Consider the following 17,363-nt stretch of genomic DNA (forward strand, 5'->3'; position numbering starts at 1 on the left):
TTGGCCACTGGCTTGCGTATCCGCCCGGGAAGCGTTTGGGCACGCGATATGTCAACCTGACCAGCGAGGTCACGGCTACGGCCGACGCGGATCGGAGTTGGGCTGGAGAAGGTGCCAGCTTCATCGAGGTCTGAGTGTGGTGACGCCGGACGTCTTATCGAGCTCCGCTGTCATCGCTGCGTTGTCGAGGGTGAGTTGACGGATTGCGTTCGCGTAGATCGCCACTAGCTTTTTCAGGTCGGAGTTATCGCGCCGCAGTCGAGCGAGATCGTCTGCTGCACTGTCTTTTCGGCTGACCTGTGTCGCTGCCCGACTCTTGTTTTGTTGCTGGAACCAGGTGATGAGGGCGGGATAGTTCCGGTAGAACGTCGCGTGGGTAATGCCGAGACGGTCCTCTACCGAGGTGACGGTTGCTCGACGCCCCGATGTTTCGCATTCGGTAAGCACGCCATCCATCGCGGCCTGGACTGCGGCGTCATCGGGGAGTGGTTTCTTCACGGTGCTGTGAGTGAAACGTTGTGCTCGTCGGTGAGGAATTCTGCGATTTCGGATCGTTTGAGTTGGAGGCGGTGACGAACATAGGGGCCCAGACGGACGGTGTCGGAGAGTTCGCGGTCGTAGGACTGCAGCGCTTCCTTCATCTGCTCGCGGTTGCCGGTGGTCAGTGCTGCGTTGCGGCAGCGCAGTGGTTGGCAGTCCGGCAGTGACGGTCCGTCTCGTCCGTCGCTTCGTCGGCAGAGCGCGCGGTCGGGGTTGTGGACGCAGGTCACGAATTCGCCTGGGTAGATGTGGGGGTCGTGACGTGCCATGTGGCGTTGCATTCGTTTGGGGTCGTTGATGACCGTGCCGTCGAATCGAACGTGACGCTCGAATTCAGCGAGCCGTCGTTCTGCCTCGGCGGCGGCGGGTCCGGTCAGACGGTGCAGATCCGGGTTGGTGATCAGGTCGGCGAGCTTGTCGCCGCGGGCGATGTCGTCTTCGGCTTCGTCGCGGAACCCCGACTGGGAGGTGCCGGCGTAGCCCTCGAACATCTGGACGCGCACGTGGCGATATTGCAGTGCCCCGGCGATGCTCCCGCCGGGGCGTCTCGCGATGTACCAGGCCAGGGTTCGCCGGAACTGTCGGCTGCTCAGCTTCCATGCCGCGCCATTGACCTCGGGAATCCGATCGCGGTGACCGAGTTTGCTGCTGAATTTGTCGATCCAACTTACGAAGTCGGCCAGGTCGCGGTTCGTGGCAGCGGTAGATTTCACATGGTTGGGCCGCGGGCTGCCGCTTCTTCTCGAGGTCGGGGGCAGCGCAAACAGGTATTTCTCCGTCGTGGGTTGCAACCGTTCCAGGACTGCAACTGCCCGTTGTGCAGGCGCGGTAACGACCCAGGTGGCGGCGACCCCGGTGGCCTGTCGTTCACCTTTGAACGCCACTCCGGTTATCCGGTGCCTTGCGACCTTTCCGGTGTCGTCCCGCCATACCGATACGCATCCTCGCTGTAGGTGTTTGACCTCGCTGTCCCGCATGCCGGAGAGGTAGATGATCACGATGTAGCAGGCGATGTACAGCATCCTGGTGAGTTCTTCGAGTTCCGCATATCGGATCCGTCCCCGCCAGAGTTGTCCGTCCAACAGTCCGTCGATCGGTGCCCGCAGGTAGGTGTCGTCGTCGATCCCGAGCTCGGCGACGGCAGCGATGATGACCGCGCCGGCGGGCCGGGTCGGGCCGACGACCGAGCGGCCGAGATTGGCTTCGCGGCGCAGGTGACTCAAATTCACCGTTCCTTGGTAGGCCGGAAGCGCGCGTCGTTCACCGCGATAGCGAGCTATTACCCGGGAGATCGCCGCGACGTTGGCCCGTGTGTCTGTCTGCGGCCCTCGGCGATCTTGTCCCGGCGCGGCCGGGGGTCTTTGCAGCGTGTGCCACTCTGCCCCGGCGCGGAGCACATCGGGTGCGAAATCGTCGACCCATCGCATGGCCCAGACCAGTAGCGGTGCGTGCACCTGCTCGGGTATGCGGGCGGTCTCGTTCTCGTGTCCGTGCTGGGAGTGTCCGGACCGGGGTGTATCGAGGGCGGCGGCCGGATCGAAGGTCAAAGGATCATCGAGGTGTGCACGGCAGAGCCACAGCAGCTGAAAGGCCCGCGGAAGGTGCGCTCTGCTTCCGTCGGTGAGGCGGAGCTCGTGCACATGCTGCTTGAAGGCCCGTAGGTCGTCGCGCGTGATCGCGGAGATCGAGCGTAGGCCACGGTTGTCGACCCAGCGCAGGACCGCACCCACTTGCCCGGACAGGTTTGCGACCGTGTCGATCGCCTTGATGCGTTCGCACCCGCGAGGACGATCCGCCCGGAGCAATGCGTAAGTAACCTGTTTCGCGACCTCGCGAAAACTCTTAGGAACATTGGTGAAGTCGATGGATATCTGCTTCTGGTGTTGTTGTCGCTGTGCGGGTCCCAGCCTCCACACCGTGTCCGAAAAGCGTGCCGTGTCTTCGAGTACCGCGCCCGGTCGCAAAGTTCGGTCCCCGAGCACCAGCGTTTCGGCAGATATCCGTGCTGGCCCGGGGTGGGGTGCTGGCAAGCTCATGCGAGTTCCTTCAATCCGTCGAGCAGGTCGGCGGGTAGGTCGTCAGGTTTCGCGGCGCGGGCCTGTTCCTGTTGCGCATCAGTAAATTTGGGAAGTATCAGGCGGGTGATGATCAGCCAAGTGACGCCGTGCCGACCACACCAATCGTCGATGTCGCGTTGGTCGAGATCACGTTGAAGCCAGTCGAGCAACGAGAAAAGGTGGGGGAGGTGGCGTTCGGTGACCAACGCGTTCGGGCAGCGCAGGCAGGTCAGGAAGGACACCCCACACACTCCGCCGCCGCTGAATGGGCTGTGCTCGAAGTCCAGACACGAACTCACCAAGGTGTCCAGTTCGCCGTCGACTGCGCGCCGGATCTGATCGACCGAAACACCCAGTCCGGCGGCGGTGCCAGTTGGATCCGACACGAATGCAGCCGCCCCAGTGGGTCCGAGAATTCTCCCACGGAAGGCATGAGCATTGTGTTCTGCCTCGTGGAGTGCTTCGGTGAGTACCTCATCGGCCCAGTCACGCACCCTAGGATCGCTACGCAGGTAGTGCAGAAATGACACATCCGGCGTGTTCGTTCTCGACGCAGACCTGAGATGCCCTCCGACAGCGCGTGTTCGACGCACTTCCACCGTGGTTTTCAGACGGTTCATCGACAACACCAACGGTTCCGCCCCCGGACCATTGCCGTCGGCTGTCAGACCATGCTGCGCAACCCACTTGCGATGCTCGAGCCATCGGCCAACCTGCAGATCGAAAGGGTCGATGTGACCGTTGGCTGCCGAGCGCGTCCGGATGAAGTCCGCTGTTCCTCGCATGTTGTCACGTGTCCAAATGGACCACACCCGTCGGCTACCGCTGAATGCTCTGCTACTGCTGGTCAACTCGTGGAGCAGTAGGAAGAAGCCGCCGGGGGTGTGCAGTCCGGAGTCGTTCGGGCCGCCCTCCCAGTGCACTGTTTCGCAGGTACGAGCCTTTCCTCGCCGGCGCTTGATCACGTTGACCGCTACCGCGCGATCCTCCAGAACGCGGTGCTCGGGCGAAAGCTCCTTGATTGTTTCGCTGTTACGGCCACTGAGTCCGACGCCCAGCACGAGCAGGGGCAGCACGTCGCGGGTCGTGAGAAATAGTTGACCGGCCTTCGTCAGCCATCCGGCCAGGTCGGTGACAGATCCGGAGACAGTGCTCGGGCGTTGCGGTGGTGTGACGGCACCGGTGCTCGCCATCTCCGCCAGATGCGCGGCTCGCTCGCGTTCTGCCGCTGAAAGCGTGTGCGGCTGCAGCTCGAACACGGACAGCAATCGCCGCGACGACCGCAGCCGCCCGCGAAGGGCAGCGACGTCCGAACGTGCCGCTGCCATGATCGCCATGAACTCGCGGTCCGAGTATCCGGGAGCCGCGCCGGCCCCGGGTCGGTGAGGTTCATGGAAGTCACCCGGTCGCGCTACGTATTCTGCGACCTCCCAGTGCAATCGGGTGACCGGCAGGTGGCGAAGTATCAGTTTCACTGCAGCCATCTGTTGGGTCACGCGCGTCGCAGTGGTTCTTTTGAGCTGCAGTGCGCGATAGTGCTCGAGATTCGCCACCGTCACTCGGTCCAAACAGACAGGCGGCTGTGGGAGATCGCCGAGGAACCTCAGGAAACGCTGCAGAGTGATCCACCCGTTGTCGGCACCCGAACGGGTGCGCACCTGACCCACCGGCCCGATTCGAGCCGCCCATGCGACAGCCAGATCGGCGTGAAGCTCAGGGCAGGGCAACCGCGCGAACGAATAGTGCGCTGTCCTGTTGTCCTCGCCGTAGAACCGCACAACCGGCGGGTCGCCTGCTGATTGCTCGGTGACATCGGGCTGGTAGTAGCCATCTGGATGCGGTGCCACGTGATGCAGTCCCGCACGGCGCACTTGGCCGTTGATCGGCTCAGACAACGCAATTGTCCGCGCAGGATAAGTCGGGGTCGACTCGCTTCTCGACAACGGTGGGCTCCCACCCGTCGGGGACCAACGCCACGCGCGTCTCCATCTCCAATTCCGAGAGGGTGTGCAGGTAGATCTGTGTCGTCTCGATCGAGCGATGCCCCAATCGAATGCGGATCCAGTTCAGCGGGTCGCCGAACACACGTTGGTACGTCTCGCGCTGAGGTCCCGACATCGGTGTCAGCTCCTTGATATGCCCGCGCCACAGTTGTTCGAGAGTGATCACGGCAAACGAATGCCGAAGCATGTGCGGATGACACCGGATCGGGACCTCGCGGCGCACACAGCGGCGGTTTGCTGTCTTGAACACTTCCTGCCACGCGGACGGCTTGCTCGGAAGACCGTCCTCGTTGATCCACAGGGCAATTGGCTCCAAGCCCTCGCGGCACTCGATGAAAGTACGGCGCCGCTCGTCGTGGGTGAGCTTGGCAGCGTCGACCCGTTCGCCGCCGATTCGAACGAACGGCCGAAGCCGATTGGCAACGATCAGCGGACTCCGAATCTGCTCGTACGCGCCGTTCGCCTGGGCCATCTCGATGGCTTCCGCCCGCTCTATCGCGATGTAGTTCCATACCTCGGTCAACGTCGACATCGGGAAGTAGATGTGGCGGGCCGATCCACCCTTGGCGATACTCCGCGGAAGCCACGATCGAACGTTCAACGTGCCCGCTACTGGGTGAGGGAATTCGAACACACTCAAGCTTGTCTGCTCGGACAACCGTAAACCGGTGCGAATCATCAGGTCGCAATAAGCCCCGTTCCGTGAGGCAAACCGTCCGCGGAACGCCGGATCCGGCAACCCTGCCATGTCGAAACCTCGGACACCTATATCGCGCCACCGCCGATACGTGGCCGGTGGGAGCCACGCGACGTCATTGACTCGGCCCCTGTGCGATGACTCTGCCGGTGTTTGACCGCGGGGTCTCCGTGGATCTCGGCTGCGAGATAGGCGCTGCACGAACGGGTTACATGCGGCGTGCCCGCGTACGACTGCCCAGCGATAGAACTGGTTCACCGTCGCTACCTCACGGTCCCACGTCGTAGCTTCTACTCGTGCGCCCGCCGGGTCGAGCAATCGCCAATGCTTGTACGCATCACGATCGCCTGGCGTTGCATCAGTCCATGATCTCTGGGATCGGTTGTCCCATAGGAATTTCAGGAACCGTTTCAGGTCGTACGCATACGCTGCCTGGGTGGTCGGCGGTGCGTTGATCAACTCCGTGGTGAAAAAGTCGTTCAGGCGTACGTCGTATCGTCCGGACGGATCGATCAGGTACGGAGTGCCATCCGGCGTTTTGCCGGTGTGAGGCAATCTGTCGAGATCCTCCGATTCAGCCCCCGGGTCGTTCACTGACCGAGGTATAGGCAACTGCTGACGAGTGAAAAACAGTCGCCAGCCCAATACGCCGGAACCCCCCGAATGCACAGCCGCAAGCTATCACCGATACCTGCGGACAAAGTTCAGAACCGCATAACGCCTCGATCACCAATGGTGCCCCGCCGACGCCGCCCAGCCCGTCGAGTAGCTACCGGAGCGGGGTGTTCGGGCTGGCCGATCAGTCTTGTTCTGTAATCGGTGTTTTCCGATGGGCAAGTGCGTTACTCATCAACGCATCCATCCATTCCCGTGTCATGTCCAAGCCTGAGTGGTTTTCCAGCAGTTCAGCGGCGGTAGCCGCCACCTTCTGTGAGAATAGAGCCAGAATGCTGATTGACTCGTGCGCCACCAGAGTCGTCACCACATTCAGTGCGTCACCACGCGCGCGTTGCAAGGCGTACGGCTCGTGAGCGTCGAGCTGCAAGTCCTTCAGGAGCTCTCTTGCGCCTTCCCAGTTAGGCTTTTTGTGGGCGTGCGCGTATGCGCCCAATACTCGATTCCAAGCCGACAGTCGACTCCACCCGGCGGTCTCTATCCACCGCTGGGGCTTGTTGTGTACGGATTTTTCAAGGCGCTGCGCTTTCTCCGGTTTCGTCCGGTGGACTCTTGATCGAGCGATTTGTTCGAGCGTGCATCGAAGCGAGGCCATCGCCCGGTCGTCGTCTTCCAACCACAGCCAGTATGCGGACCGCAACGTCGACGACACCAGAGCCAGTGGAGTCGATGCTGCTGGTAGCAGAGGACCGTTGCGTGTCCACAGAGCAGCAAGAGCTGCCAACTCGGCAACCACGATGTAGTTCGTCCCGCGCGAGGCCACCGAGTCAATGTTGAAATCGTCGCCTAGTTCGTCTCGCTCGGCGGCGAGGGCTCGTAGCGCAAACGATGCACTCGCCTGGCGATGAGCGCCGAAGGCTAAAGTCGCAAGCTCGTCGTCCCGATACAAGCGACCTGCGGGCCGATGATTCCAGGCCAGCGACTCGTACGTGGATCGTTGATCGTCTAGGTAGCGAACAAACACCGGCAAGAGGCCTTCATCGGGCGACAATGGCATGACTGTAGGCAATCTCGGCAGTACGAACGATGCCGAATAAGGGAGGGCATCATCTGGTGGTTCTTCACACGCGACGTCAGCCGACGGCCGTACGGCAAGGTTGATACTTGCTATCAACGTCACGGCGTCCTCGGGATCGCCCTGCCGATACAGGCCAGCAGCCGTCATGTACTGGATCTGGGTAAGGCTCAAGCTCAACGCGTCCGCTATGCAGTCCACCGCGCCGTATACGACACTTGGTACATCGAATCTGCTCAGGAGCGCGGCCGACTCCCACCACATGGCTTCCTCGAAGAGTCGCGCATGCATTATTTCGCTGAGAACGCCGTAGACGACGGCTGGGCATACTTCACGTCCGTTCGCCAGGACGACGTGCTTATGAGGTGCGGTTGGCTCCTCTGTGCTTGCGGAGCTGTCGTCGCCCTCGATATCTTGCGCAGTAGTCGGGTCTGCGTCGCCCTCGATGTTGGATGATTCCGGCGGTGCGCCAGGATTTGGCATGCGCTCGGCGTATGCGGTCCACGCACGCGCGATGAAGTCCTCCACTTTTTCAGACGGATGTTGCTCGACTCCGACGACAGGTGCCATGACCGCAGTCCATCGTTCGAGTTGTTGTCGGGCGATCGTGGCAGCGGCCACCACTTGTCCTGCGAGAAGCAGTCGGGTGGCCGCGACGCAGCTGTCCACTCCCCAACCGAGGTCGTGAGGCCATTTGCCATAATAGGCTGACGGTGCGCGATCCAAAGTGAGGTTCAGCTTGCGATGCGCGATATCCAGTATTGCTATCGGTGCCAGAAAAAGGATTGCTTCGAATCGGAATCCATCCGGCAGCTTCTCCGTGTTCTTCATCCTGACGTTGTGGCGCGCAATCAGAGTCTCGGCCAATCGATCGGGTCCAGATCCGCACATGCGCTCGTAATCGCGCACTTTGGTGCCGACTCGCCGTCCACGGTCATCTTTGCGCTTCGCTTTGCGTTCTGCGCTGCTCAGATGGTCCATATCGCCAGGCGACGGAATGCTTGCTCTGTCCATTCGTGCAGCCTACGAGGTCGAGCAATGCTAGGTCGCCGAATGCAGTCAGCCAGCTGTAGAGTGGTCCCAGCATGCACGACGCCTCCGGGGTGATTGAGGCGAGGTCTTGAATCGTTTTGGCCGGTGATCCGGGAAGTGCTATCGCAGGTATCGAAGCGGTCAATTCCGTAAGGTCTGCCGGGCAGCGGCGCGGCAGAATTGATGCGACAATAGGACTACTTAAAGTATCTGCCTTCTACTCTTCGCAGAGTTCGTTCTCATCGTTTGGAGGAATGGGTTGCTCAAGCGAAAAGGTGAATTACCTGCTATAATTGGTGGATGCCGGAAAAGCATCGGTAAATCTATTGAATGGAGGATCTATTTGAATCATGATAGATAAATTATACACCTTAGCGGCGATCATTGTTGCCGTGACAGAAGTAATTAAGGCAACAACGGGATTGGTTGTAGCAGCGTCTACATTGATCCCTTCGATATTAATGTTGATTTGCATTATTGCGGCGCTTTAATCGATGGAAAGACCCGTCACTCGACCTAGGGTGGCGGGTTTTCTGTATCTGTAATGTCGGTTTTCATGGTCGTGTTTTCGTTTCGGTCGGTCAGTGGTTAAGAATGCTGGTCGTGGCGACTTCGGCCAAGACGTCAATCCTGACAGACAGAATAGGCCTCTAAAATTCCAAATCCCACGCACGTTACAGCGTTCCGAGCAGTTCCATCCAGGGATAAAGCCGAGAGGTCAACCGGCCGGTGAACTAGCGAGTTCCTGAACGGGTAGTCGAACTGGAGTAGTTTGCGATCCGTTGGGTCAGCTGTTCTGCGACCGCCTCGGTGGAGGCGGGGTTCTGTCCGGTGATGAGCGTGTCGGTGATTTCGATGTGCTGCTGCCACGGGTGTCCTGCGGTGTACGTGCCGCCCCGGCGCTGGATTTCCTGCTCGACGGTGAAGGGGAGCGTGCCGAGCAGTCCTACATCGGCTTCCTCTTGGTCCGAGAAACTCGTCATCGTCAGGGCTGCATACGGCCACGTTGCTCCGGATGCTGTGTCGGCAAGCAACGCCGCAGTTCCATGGCAGACCGTCGCGATCGGGGTCCCCTCCCGTCGGAGCGCGCGGAGAAACTCTCCAACGTGAGAGTTCTTGTGCAGGTCCACCACTGGCCCGTAGCCGCCGGGCACAAAGATCCCGTCGACGGTAGAGGGGTCAACCGTTTCGAGCGCGGCCGGCGCGCGCAAATTTTCGCTCAGACCGGATAGGTACGTTCTGTACCCGTCAGGGTCTGGGCTGTGAGGGGCGTGCATGCTGTCGGGCTCGACGTGCGCAGCGCCGCCGCCGGGTGTCGCGATGATCGTCCGTATGTTTGCGGCCGTGAAGATTCGATGGGCTGTGATGAACTCTTCGGCCCAGAAGCCGCATGGTTGAGTGGAGCCGTCATTGAGCGTCAGAATGTGGGCTTCGGACAGCAGGATCGTGATGGTCGACGTTGGTGTCACCGTTGTGCGTCTTTCTCTTCGCGGTAGAGACCGAGGGCGGTCATCGCGGGCGCGTCGTTGAACTCGAACAGCACGGCTGGAATGTCGGTGTCGTTGACGTAGCTGACAGTCGACCACGATGGAACGGCGAGGCTGTCTCCTTCGCTGCACCGGAACGGCTTTCCGTCGACGTGGATGGTGGACAACCCTTGTGCCCCGATCAAGACGGCGGAAGCGGTGCGCCGCATCGGTTGTGTTTGGATCCCTGCAGGTAGGAGTGTGAATGCAGCATCGATGACCGGTGTGACAGGGTCGTGGGTTCCTTCTGCGTGCAGGGTGTGTCGGTATGCGTGGTGCGGGTCGGCCTCGTGGGTCCGCTGTTGCTCACCGAGAGCGCGAAGTACGTTGTCCCACTTGTAGAGCAGCGGCTCGCTCAGGTTTCGGTGGTGTCTGTCTTGCGCGAAAATGTGGGGCTCGAGGTGGGTGTTGTCGGTGTGGAGCTCGAACTGTGTCGCGGCGAGGGCGGCGACGAGGGGGTCGTTGGTGCAATCCTGCCAGATGGCGGGGGAGTCGGTGGGGCTGTCGTTGCCGTGCTCATGCCATTCGCCGGCGGGGGTGATCACCACGTCGCGAGGCTCGAGATACATCTTGGTTCCACCGACGGCCGTCCATGCCCCGTCACCCTCGTGCATGTAGCGCAGGGCCGTCGGCGCGTGCCGATGCGGGGTCATACCTTCACCGCGGTTGATGATCTGCAGCCCCGAATAGAGATATCCGACGGCGGCCTCGCGGGCATGGCCCGGATTGGCGAGGGTCAGTACCCGTAGAGCTGCTCGGTCGCCCTTGACCATGTCGGCGGCCGCGATCGCGAGCGGTCGAAGCTCGGCATAACTCCAGTGCACGGCATGGGAGTCGGGGGCCGGGGCCCACGGCAAGTTCTCGTTGGCCGCGGACCACCGCCCGATGGCGGAGATTGCTGCCGCCTTCTCGTGCAGCATGGCCTCGGTGGAAATGGTGGTGGTCACGATGCAGGTACCTCCTGTTGGGTGACGGTCACTGAAGCGAGTGGTCGGGGTGTGCCGACGACGGCGTCGGCTGCCTCGGTAAGTTCGGCAACCAGTTGGTCGATGTGGTCGGCAGTGGTGTGGATGTTGCCGATGGACACTCGGATGACGTAGTGGCCGTCGAGCTCGGAGTGGGAGAGCAGCGTCCGGTGGGTGCTGTTGACGGTCTCGAGGATCTTCCGCGTCGCCTGTCCGTCGGCAGAGGAGATCCGGAGGCAGAGCAAGGGGAGCGGCGAATCGTTCGCGAGATGCCACCGCGGGTCTGCGGCAAGGGCGTCTCGCAGCCTCGTCGCCAGGGTGAGACTGTGTTCGAGTCGAGTTCGGATGCCTCGTATTCCGAAGGCGCGCAGGGTCCACCACAGTTTCAGAGCTCGGAATTGTCGCCCAAGGTTGAGGGTGTAATTCATGTAGTCGATACCGCCGGTGGTGTCGGTACGCAGGTATTCGGGAACCAGTGTGAAGGCGGCTTCGAGTGCTCCGGGGTGACGGCAGAACAGTGCCCCGCACTCCATAGGGGTGAAGAGCACTTTGTGTGGGTTGGCGACGAGAGAATCGGCGGCCGCGAGTGACGGAAGGACCTGCGCGATGGCCGGGGCTATGCGCCAGAAGCCTCCGTACGCGGCGTCGACGTGCAGCCACACTCGGTGGTCGCGGCACACGGCCGCAATCGCCTCGACCGGGTCGAGAGCACCTGAAGTGGTCGTACCGACGGTGGCGACAACAGCGATCGGTGTGTAACCGTCCGCGACGTCCGATCCAATGCGAGTCGACAGAGCAGCAGGATCGAGTTGGCCGCTAGCGTCGGTGGGTAGGCGTACGACATTGTCGAGCCCGATGCCGAGAGCGATCGCAGCTTTGTCGACCGACGAGTGGGCCTGGTCGGAGGCGTAGATCCGGCCGGGTTTCTGGCCGGATGTTCCGTGATGTCGAACCTCGGGCTGTGCCCGGTGGCGGGCGGTGGCCAACGCGTAGAACGTGCCCAGTGATGCACCGTCGACGAGCAGTGCGTCTGCGGCGGGGTAGTCGAGCAGTTCGGCGAGCCATCTGGTGACGGTGTCTTCGACGGCGGCAGCCGAGGGCGCGCTCTTCCACAACATGACGTTGACGTTCAATGCCGCAGCGGTCATCTCGGCGAGGATGGCCGGTCCGGAGGAACTGTTGCTGAAGTAGGCGTGGAATCGTGGATGGTTCCAGTGCGTCAAATGCGGAACGACGTTGTTCCAGGTGTCGTCGAGTATGTCGGCGAAATCTGTTGCCTCGGACGGCAGCTCGCTGTCGATCGCGTCGGCGACATCGGCCGCATCGGCCGGCGTCGTGACGGGCACGTCGTCGAGCGCGGCGAAGTGTCGACATATTCGATCGAGGGTGTCGGTGCCGAAGGCTTTGAGCTGCTCGGGAGTCCAGTCGCCAGTCGGCTTTGTTGGGTCGGGGGTCATTCGACGTCGACCGGCAGCTCGTGGGCGAAGACGACCTCGCGGGGGCGTTCGCAGTACCGGCGGTAGAAATCTTCGAGTAGTGGCGTCTCCGATTCGAGGAGGTGCGTGGCGTGCTCGGCGCTTTCCCAGGGGTAGGTCATCGTTACGCGTTGGGGGTCCGATGCGTGCTGGAAGAAGCGCGCGTGGCCCGCCCACCCCGGGTGGTGGTGTGCGTTGTCGTCGAGGAGTTCGTCCATTTCTTGCAGGACCGAGAGGGCGTTCTCGGCCGCTTCGGCGGTCAGGTGCCAGGTTTCGATGACGGTGATCATGAGAGGGCGAAGCCTTTCTGTTTCAGTTGCTCTGACCGGTGCTGTCGAAGTGCTCTTGCAGCAGTGAATCGCCGCCGGGGACGAATCGTTGGCAGATGAGTTGGTGGGCGCGCCGGTTCTCGGCCTGGCTCTTCCAGAGCCGTCGTGCGGAATCTGCTGCGACGCCGGGAAGTTCAGCCGTCTTGAGCGTTGTACGGACGATCTTGGCGCGGGTGAGCATCACGTCGTGATCCCGGTTGAACACGGCGGAGAACCCGGGTTCGAGCCAGGGCGGTTCCATGGAAGGCCGGACGAAGTCACGGTAGATCTCCGGTGAGAAATCGGACGCGTACCGCATGCTCTCGGTCGCCCCGGCATAGAGAGTCCCTAGTTCGGTGAGTTGGTGGGCGAGAGTGGGCCACTGCTTGTTTGCAAGGCACTCCAGCACTGCCGCGAGCCGGCTGTTCATGGATATGACGAACAGGTGGAACAGGTGGTGGCCCTTCTTCCAGCGTGTGATCGCTTGTCGTGCAGAGTCGTTCGGAGCCTGCGGGGTGCGATTGTCCGCACTGTGGTCCGTCGGCGCTGCCAATTGGGAAGGATCTCGTTCCCGTGCGGACACGGCTGCTGCGGCGGAGGCATCGCCGACGACTACGGCCAGGGCGTCGAGTAGGCGGAGTCGTGAGTCGTTGTCCAGAGTGGACTGCGGCAGATCTGTGGTGATGGCGGTGACGACGGTCAGTGCGCTGACCGCCCACGCGTGCGGGTCGTTGCTGCGGGAGATCCTGAAGTAGGTGTCGTATTCGGCGCTGCGGGCGACAGGGATGGTGCTATCGGTGGGTAGGACGACTCGATCGATGCTCGTCGGAGATGGGGTCATGAAGGCCTCTTCCGTGGCTTGAAGTGGAGTCAGGGTGGTGGGGGTGTCGGGTTGCGGTCCAGACGGCTCCGACGACGACGGCGGCTCCGGCTAGTTGAATCCAGGTGGGTCGCTCGCTGAGGACAACGAATCCGAACGCGATAGCCAGCACAGGCTGCAGCAGGAGTAGGGCCGCGACGGTATTAGCCGCCAGCGATCGGGATCCCGAACTGATGAACAGCCAGGCGGCAACCTGTCCGAGCAAAGCGAGCGCGATCATCCATCCCCACGCGGCCGCGGAGATGTCGAGATCGAGGTCTCCGAGGCCTGCCGAGACAATGCCGGCAGTGACCGTTGCCGATGCGGTGGCCACACAGATCGGGGTGACCAGATGGCTGGGGCTTCGCTGGGTGGAGCGGCGGTTCAGGAACAGGTAGGCCGCGTACGCGGCACCGGCGGAGATTCCCAGGATGGACCCGCGGAGCGCGTTGTCGGCTCCTGTTCCGCCGATGAGTCCGCCGGCGAGTGCAACGCCGAGCAGCATGCAAGGCACCGCCATGAGGAATCGTCGGGGGATTGCGGTTCGATCGACGACGAGCGCGATCAGCGGCAGCACGACGACCTGGACATTGATAAGGACGGTGGCGATCGAGGCACCGACGTCGAGGATGCTCGCGGTCCACATCACGTAGTCCGCTCCGAGGAAGACTCCGGCACCAATGGCCATGGGATACAACCTCGTCGGCATTGCGCCGCGTCGGTGAAGTTCCCACAGCGCCATCGGAACGAGAGCCGCCAGCGCGATCAGACATCGTAGAAATGCCGCCGTCCCCGAGGTGACATCGGCGAGTTTGACGAAGGTTGCGGACAGTGACAGCGACGCGGCACCGGCGATGACCAGCGCCGCATTCCCGCCCACCCCCCGATCGGCGGCGTCAGCTCTCGGTATCGCGGTTCTGGTCACCTGGTCAAGGCAACCAGTTACAAACCGATAAGTCTACTAGCCAGTTCTACCGCTGAAACAGTAGTATCACTTATATGTTGTCGTGGGATCGGATGAAAGTTTTCGCCGCAGTAGCCGAACAAGGTTCGGTCACTCGAGCTGCAGAATCTTTACACCTCACCGGACCCGGAGTGTCGCAACACATCCGCAAGTTGGAGAAGGAAGCCGGCACCACCCTGGTCGAGAGAGAGGGAAGGTCGATACGGCTGACCCCCGCCGGTCGCGCACTGGCGACACGTGCGGCCGCCATGTCCGCTCTCGCCGAAGCCGCAGAAGACGACCTTGCCTCGATCGACACCGACGTTGCCGGAGCGCTGAGAGTAGGCGCGGTCGCAAGTGCATTACGTCGGCTGGTGGTCCCAGCTCTGGCAGACCTTGCTCGCACGTATCCACTGCTGCGCCCCGAGGTCGTCGACGGAGAAGGAATCGATTTGCTCGACCGCCTCCAGCACCGCACCCTCGATCTCGTCGTCTTCGAGTCCTGGGACCATCGGCCGGCGACGGTCCCCGCAGGTATCGACGTCCACACGCTCCACACCGAGGATGTACACCTCGCGGTACCGATCGAGGACAACCGTGAGATGGCAACCCTCTCCGGCGAAACGGAATCGATCTGGACGGTATGCCCATCAGGGTCGGATGCGCACTCCGCGCTCGTGCACGCATTGCGCGAAGCTGGAGTCGAACCGACGATCCGCTACGAGGTGTCCGACTACTCGACCCAACTGGCCCTCGTCGAAGCAGGTCTGGCCGTCGCGCTGGTTCCGGACACCGCGCGAGTCCGAACGGCCAGGGTGCGGTATCTGCCGACCGAGCCGGCCGTGACACGTTCGCTACGTGCGGCGAGCTCGACCCGAATCCCGGCAGTCGGCGCGCTCCTGAATGCGATGAACGTGATTCTCGCAGGCTGATTCCGCGGCCGATCTCACCCGTAACGCTCGGTTATCAGGACTGCTCAAAAGGTAACGGGCAGGCACATGACATCTGCGAAACAGGTTGTATGGCAGTGATTGTCAGGGCGCAGGTATGCGCTAGATCCGGGTTCACGGCCACCGGAGGCGGGGAGATCGAGAATGCTGAACGTCAGCAGGGCGACGGTGGTGGCCGAACACTGTCCGACACGCCCGTGGGATCAAGCTTCGTAGAATTCCCCTATTCGGGGAATTCTACGTTCCGTTCAAGACCTCCGCCATCGGTGCCATAATCGTTACGGTGCGGCGATGAACAGCATCACGCCCCATGAAATGACCCCACTCAGCCCGATTGCATCGGCAGGTTTGCTCGGATGAGCGGCGACGACGTGCTGAACTTCTGCTCCCTGGTAGTGGCAGTCACTGCCGTTATAGCGATCCGTTCCTTCACGGAGTTCCGATCCAAGCGGGTCACGATAGCCGTCTTCCTCGCGGTGTTTCTGCTCTTCAGGTTCGGTGTTCCTCGTCTTACGCCGTTCATCGGATGGCTGCTCGGTTTGTCCGCCGAGTAACGGTGGGGGCGGACGTGCAGAGGTGGCCCGCTGGCCGGGAGAGAAAGCAGAGCGATGTCGAGCGGTATCGTGCATCGAACGATCGATTAAAGGGTGGGTGCGAGTTGTGAGCTGCAGCGAACAGGGTTCGTTCGAGGACATCGTGCCGGGGCTTTTCAAGACCTCGAACGGCACCGCCGCCGACGCCGTGAACGGGTGTCTGGGGTACAAATCGCCCCAGGTCCAGCAAGTGACTGGGGTAACGTACCGCCAGCTCGACTACTGGGCCCGTACAGGGCTTGTGTCACCGTCGATCCGCCCTGCATCCGGTTCGGGATCGCAAAGGATGTATGCCTTCTCCGACATCGTGGTGGTCAAAGTGATTCGTCGTCTCCTCGAGGCCGGAGTGTCTTTGCAGAATGTACGCATTGCGATCGAGTGCCTGCGTGCGCGTGACGCCCAGGGGCTGGCGTCTGTAACTCTGCTCTGCGACGGTATTTCGGTGTACGAGTGCACATCTGACGACGAGATAGTGGACTTGCTACACGGTGGTCAGGGCGTGTTCGGCATCGCGATCGGACATACAGTCGCGGACGTGGCTGCCGATATCCGTGCGCTCCCTGCAGTTTCTGTGGGAAGCGACAAGGTCACCCGAATCGACGAACTGGGATCGCGACGCGACCGCAAGAGCGCCTGAAGTCGGCCCCGGGATGAGTACACACTTCAGTGCCAATTACATGGTCCACGCGATGAATGAAGCAGCCTCTGATACCTGGGGTCTGATGGAGACGGGAATTGCAGGCGGCATCGGACCTGGAGAAGAGACGCTCACCGACCTCAACTTGATCAAGCTTCAGCAGCGTATTCCGGCGCTGAGAGTGACGAAATACGCCAAGGCGGTCGAGGCGGGCAACGGTGCGGATTGGGAGTGGTGGATCGGTTCTTCGGCCGACGAGCGGTGGATCAAGCTTCGTATTCAAGCAAAACGCGCCAGCCACAAATTCAACCGCTATGAGCAGCTCGGACACTCAGTTAAAGAAGTCAAGCAGTACGAGACCCTGATTTTGAAGAGCAGGCTCGACGGTGCAACTCCGTTGTATGTCTTCTTCAACGGGTGGCCCGAAGATAGATTTCTCGTAAAGGGCCAGTACATCGATGCGATCGCACGCAACCTCAGGGCGGTGCACGGCGGGCACGTTCCGTATCCGATGTGGGGCTCGTTGGATTGGGGGTGCGCAGTCTCCGCGGCGCAGAAGGTCAAAGAAATTTATGAGAACCCATCCACATCAGTCTTCCCGCCAGCTCTCATCCCAGCTGCTACCCGCCGAAACAAGCGCTATATCCCACGGTATCTCGTGCATTCGACCCCTTGGGCGTATCTACTTCACTCCGGGCCTTCGGGCGCGGCTCCGACTGTGCGGCAGGTGGCCGAGAACCTGCACCACATGGAGGGAAACAGATCGCCGCTCACCGACGATGCCTTCGAAGCAATGACTTACCCGATTCCGTCTCGCGAAGCCGAGCAGGCCGCCTACGGCATGTACACGATGAGGAAATTTCTCGACCCCCGCGATGAGGCGCGTTACGCTCAGCGCCTCGCGAGCGCCGAACAATTCGCTCATGAGATCGGCAGAGACGATCTGGTGGGTCGAATGCTGAACCTGCCCGACGAGACCGAGCGGACAGGGCCGGGGTATCGCCTGTTGTTGGAGCTCAACCCGGAAAGTTCAGACCTCATGAACCTACGCCTGAGCTAGCGCCGATCGGCCGACAAGAGGTCGTTTG

General features: G+C 61.6%; 15 protein-coding genes and 1 pseudogene. 4 read left to right on the forward strand and 12 right to left on the reverse strand.

From position 1 onward, the window contains the following. Nucleotides 1-120: 120 nt before the first annotated feature. The 12 genes and pseudogenes from CH305_RS27670 to CH305_RS27720 form a co-directional block, all read right to left on the reverse strand. The gene (locus CH305_RS27670; protein WP_015586192.1) at nucleotides 121-498 is read right to left on the reverse strand and encodes a hypothetical protein; all 378 of its coding nucleotides are present in this window, start codon (nucleotides 496-498) and stop codon (nucleotides 121-123) included. Further along, nucleotides 495-2,576, reverse strand: coding sequence for a hypothetical protein (locus CH305_RS27675; RefSeq protein ID WP_139278551.1), 2,082 nt, complete (start codon nucleotides 2,574-2,576; stop codon nucleotides 495-497). Before CH305_RS27675 ends, CH305_RS27670 begins: the two co-directional genes overlap by 4 nt. Further along, nucleotides 2,573-4,492 carry a hypothetical protein gene (locus CH305_RS27680; protein ID WP_015586194.1) on the reverse strand — a complete coding sequence of 640 codons (1,920 nt, stop codon included), beginning with the start codon at nucleotides 4,490-4,492 and terminating at the stop codon, nucleotides 2,573-2,575. Before CH305_RS27680 ends, CH305_RS27675 begins: the two co-directional genes overlap by 4 nt. Continuing rightward, nucleotides 4,485-5,240 (reverse strand): site-specific integrase, encoded by a 756-nt coding sequence (locus tag CH305_RS29630; RefSeq protein ID WP_230598334.1) that lies wholly within the window; start codon nucleotides 5,238-5,240, stop codon nucleotides 4,485-4,487. Before CH305_RS29630 ends, CH305_RS27680 begins: the two co-directional genes overlap by 8 nt. Before the next feature lie 294 nt (nucleotides 5,241-5,534). Beyond that, nucleotides 5,535-5,966: pseudogene (locus CH305_RS29785) on the reverse strand (site-specific integrase); the annotation flags it as partial. Nucleotides 5,967-6,096: 130 nt separating this feature from the next. Beyond that, nucleotides 6,097-8,001, reverse strand: coding sequence for a hypothetical protein (locus CH305_RS27690; protein ID WP_015586196.1), 1,905 nt, complete (start codon nucleotides 7,999-8,001; stop codon nucleotides 6,097-6,099). A 752-nt stretch (nucleotides 8,002-8,753) separates the two neighbouring features. Next, complete coding sequence (locus CH305_RS27695) at nucleotides 8,754-9,488, reverse strand: type 1 glutamine amidotransferase domain-containing protein (RefSeq protein ID WP_015586197.1); 735 nt, start codon at nucleotides 9,486-9,488, stop codon at nucleotides 8,754-8,756. Further along, complete coding sequence (locus tag CH305_RS27700) at nucleotides 9,485-10,492, reverse strand: cupin domain-containing protein (RefSeq protein ID WP_015586198.1); 1,008 nt, start codon at nucleotides 10,490-10,492, stop codon at nucleotides 9,485-9,487. The genes CH305_RS27695 and CH305_RS27700 overlap by 4 nt, the downstream gene beginning before the upstream one ends. Continuing rightward, nucleotides 10,489-11,967, reverse strand: a complete 1,479-nt coding sequence (locus tag CH305_RS27705) for a pyridoxal-dependent decarboxylase (RefSeq protein ID WP_015586199.1) — start codon at nucleotides 11,965-11,967, stop codon at nucleotides 10,489-10,491. Before CH305_RS27705 ends, CH305_RS27700 begins: the two co-directional genes overlap by 4 nt. Then, a complete protein-coding gene (locus CH305_RS27710) occupies nucleotides 11,964-12,275 on the reverse strand; it encodes an antibiotic biosynthesis monooxygenase (protein WP_015586200.1) in 312 nt (103 codons plus the stop codon). Before CH305_RS27710 ends, CH305_RS27705 begins: the two co-directional genes overlap by 4 nt. 22 nt (nucleotides 12,276-12,297) lie before the next feature. Beyond that, nucleotides 12,298-13,134 (reverse strand): hypothetical protein, encoded by an 837-nt coding sequence (locus CH305_RS27715; RefSeq protein ID WP_015586201.1) that lies wholly within the window; start codon nucleotides 13,132-13,134, stop codon nucleotides 12,298-12,300. After that, a complete protein-coding gene (locus tag CH305_RS27720; RefSeq protein WP_230591638.1) occupies nucleotides 13,085-14,077 on the reverse strand; it encodes a DMT family transporter in 993 nt (330 codons plus the stop codon). The genes CH305_RS27715 and CH305_RS27720 overlap by 50 nt, the downstream gene beginning before the upstream one ends. A 92-nt stretch (nucleotides 14,078-14,169) precedes the next feature. Here CH305_RS27720 and CH305_RS27725 point away from each other — a divergent pair, with 92 nt between their 5' ends. The 4 genes from CH305_RS27725 to CH305_RS27740 all read left to right on the forward strand — a co-directional run bounded on the left by CH305_RS27725 (nucleotide 14,170) and on the right by CH305_RS27740 (nucleotide 17,335). Beyond that, the gene (locus CH305_RS27725) at nucleotides 14,170-15,027 is read left to right on the forward strand and encodes a LysR family transcriptional regulator (RefSeq protein WP_158514280.1); all 858 of its coding nucleotides are present in this window, start codon (nucleotides 14,170-14,172) and stop codon (nucleotides 15,025-15,027) included. Nucleotides 15,028-15,401: 374 nt separating this feature from the next. Then, nucleotides 15,402-15,599, forward strand: coding sequence for a hypothetical protein (locus CH305_RS27730; protein ID WP_032375875.1), 198 nt, complete (start codon nucleotides 15,402-15,404; stop codon nucleotides 15,597-15,599). Between the two features lie 22 nt (nucleotides 15,600-15,621). Continuing rightward, entirely contained in the window at nucleotides 15,622-16,275 is a 654-nt protein-coding gene (locus tag CH305_RS27735; RefSeq protein WP_371828345.1) for a MerR family transcriptional regulator, read from the forward strand. 52 nt (nucleotides 16,276-16,327) lie between these two features. Beyond that, entirely contained in the window at nucleotides 16,328-17,335 is a 1,008-nt protein-coding gene (locus CH305_RS27740) for a DUF6615 family protein (protein WP_141215470.1), read from the forward strand. Nucleotides 17,336-17,363: the final 28 nt, after the last annotated feature.

The organism is Rhodococcus sp. 15-649-2-2 (genome assembly GCF_002258645.1).
Lineage (GTDB): Bacteria > Actinomycetota > Actinomycetes > Mycobacteriales > Mycobacteriaceae > Rhodococcoides.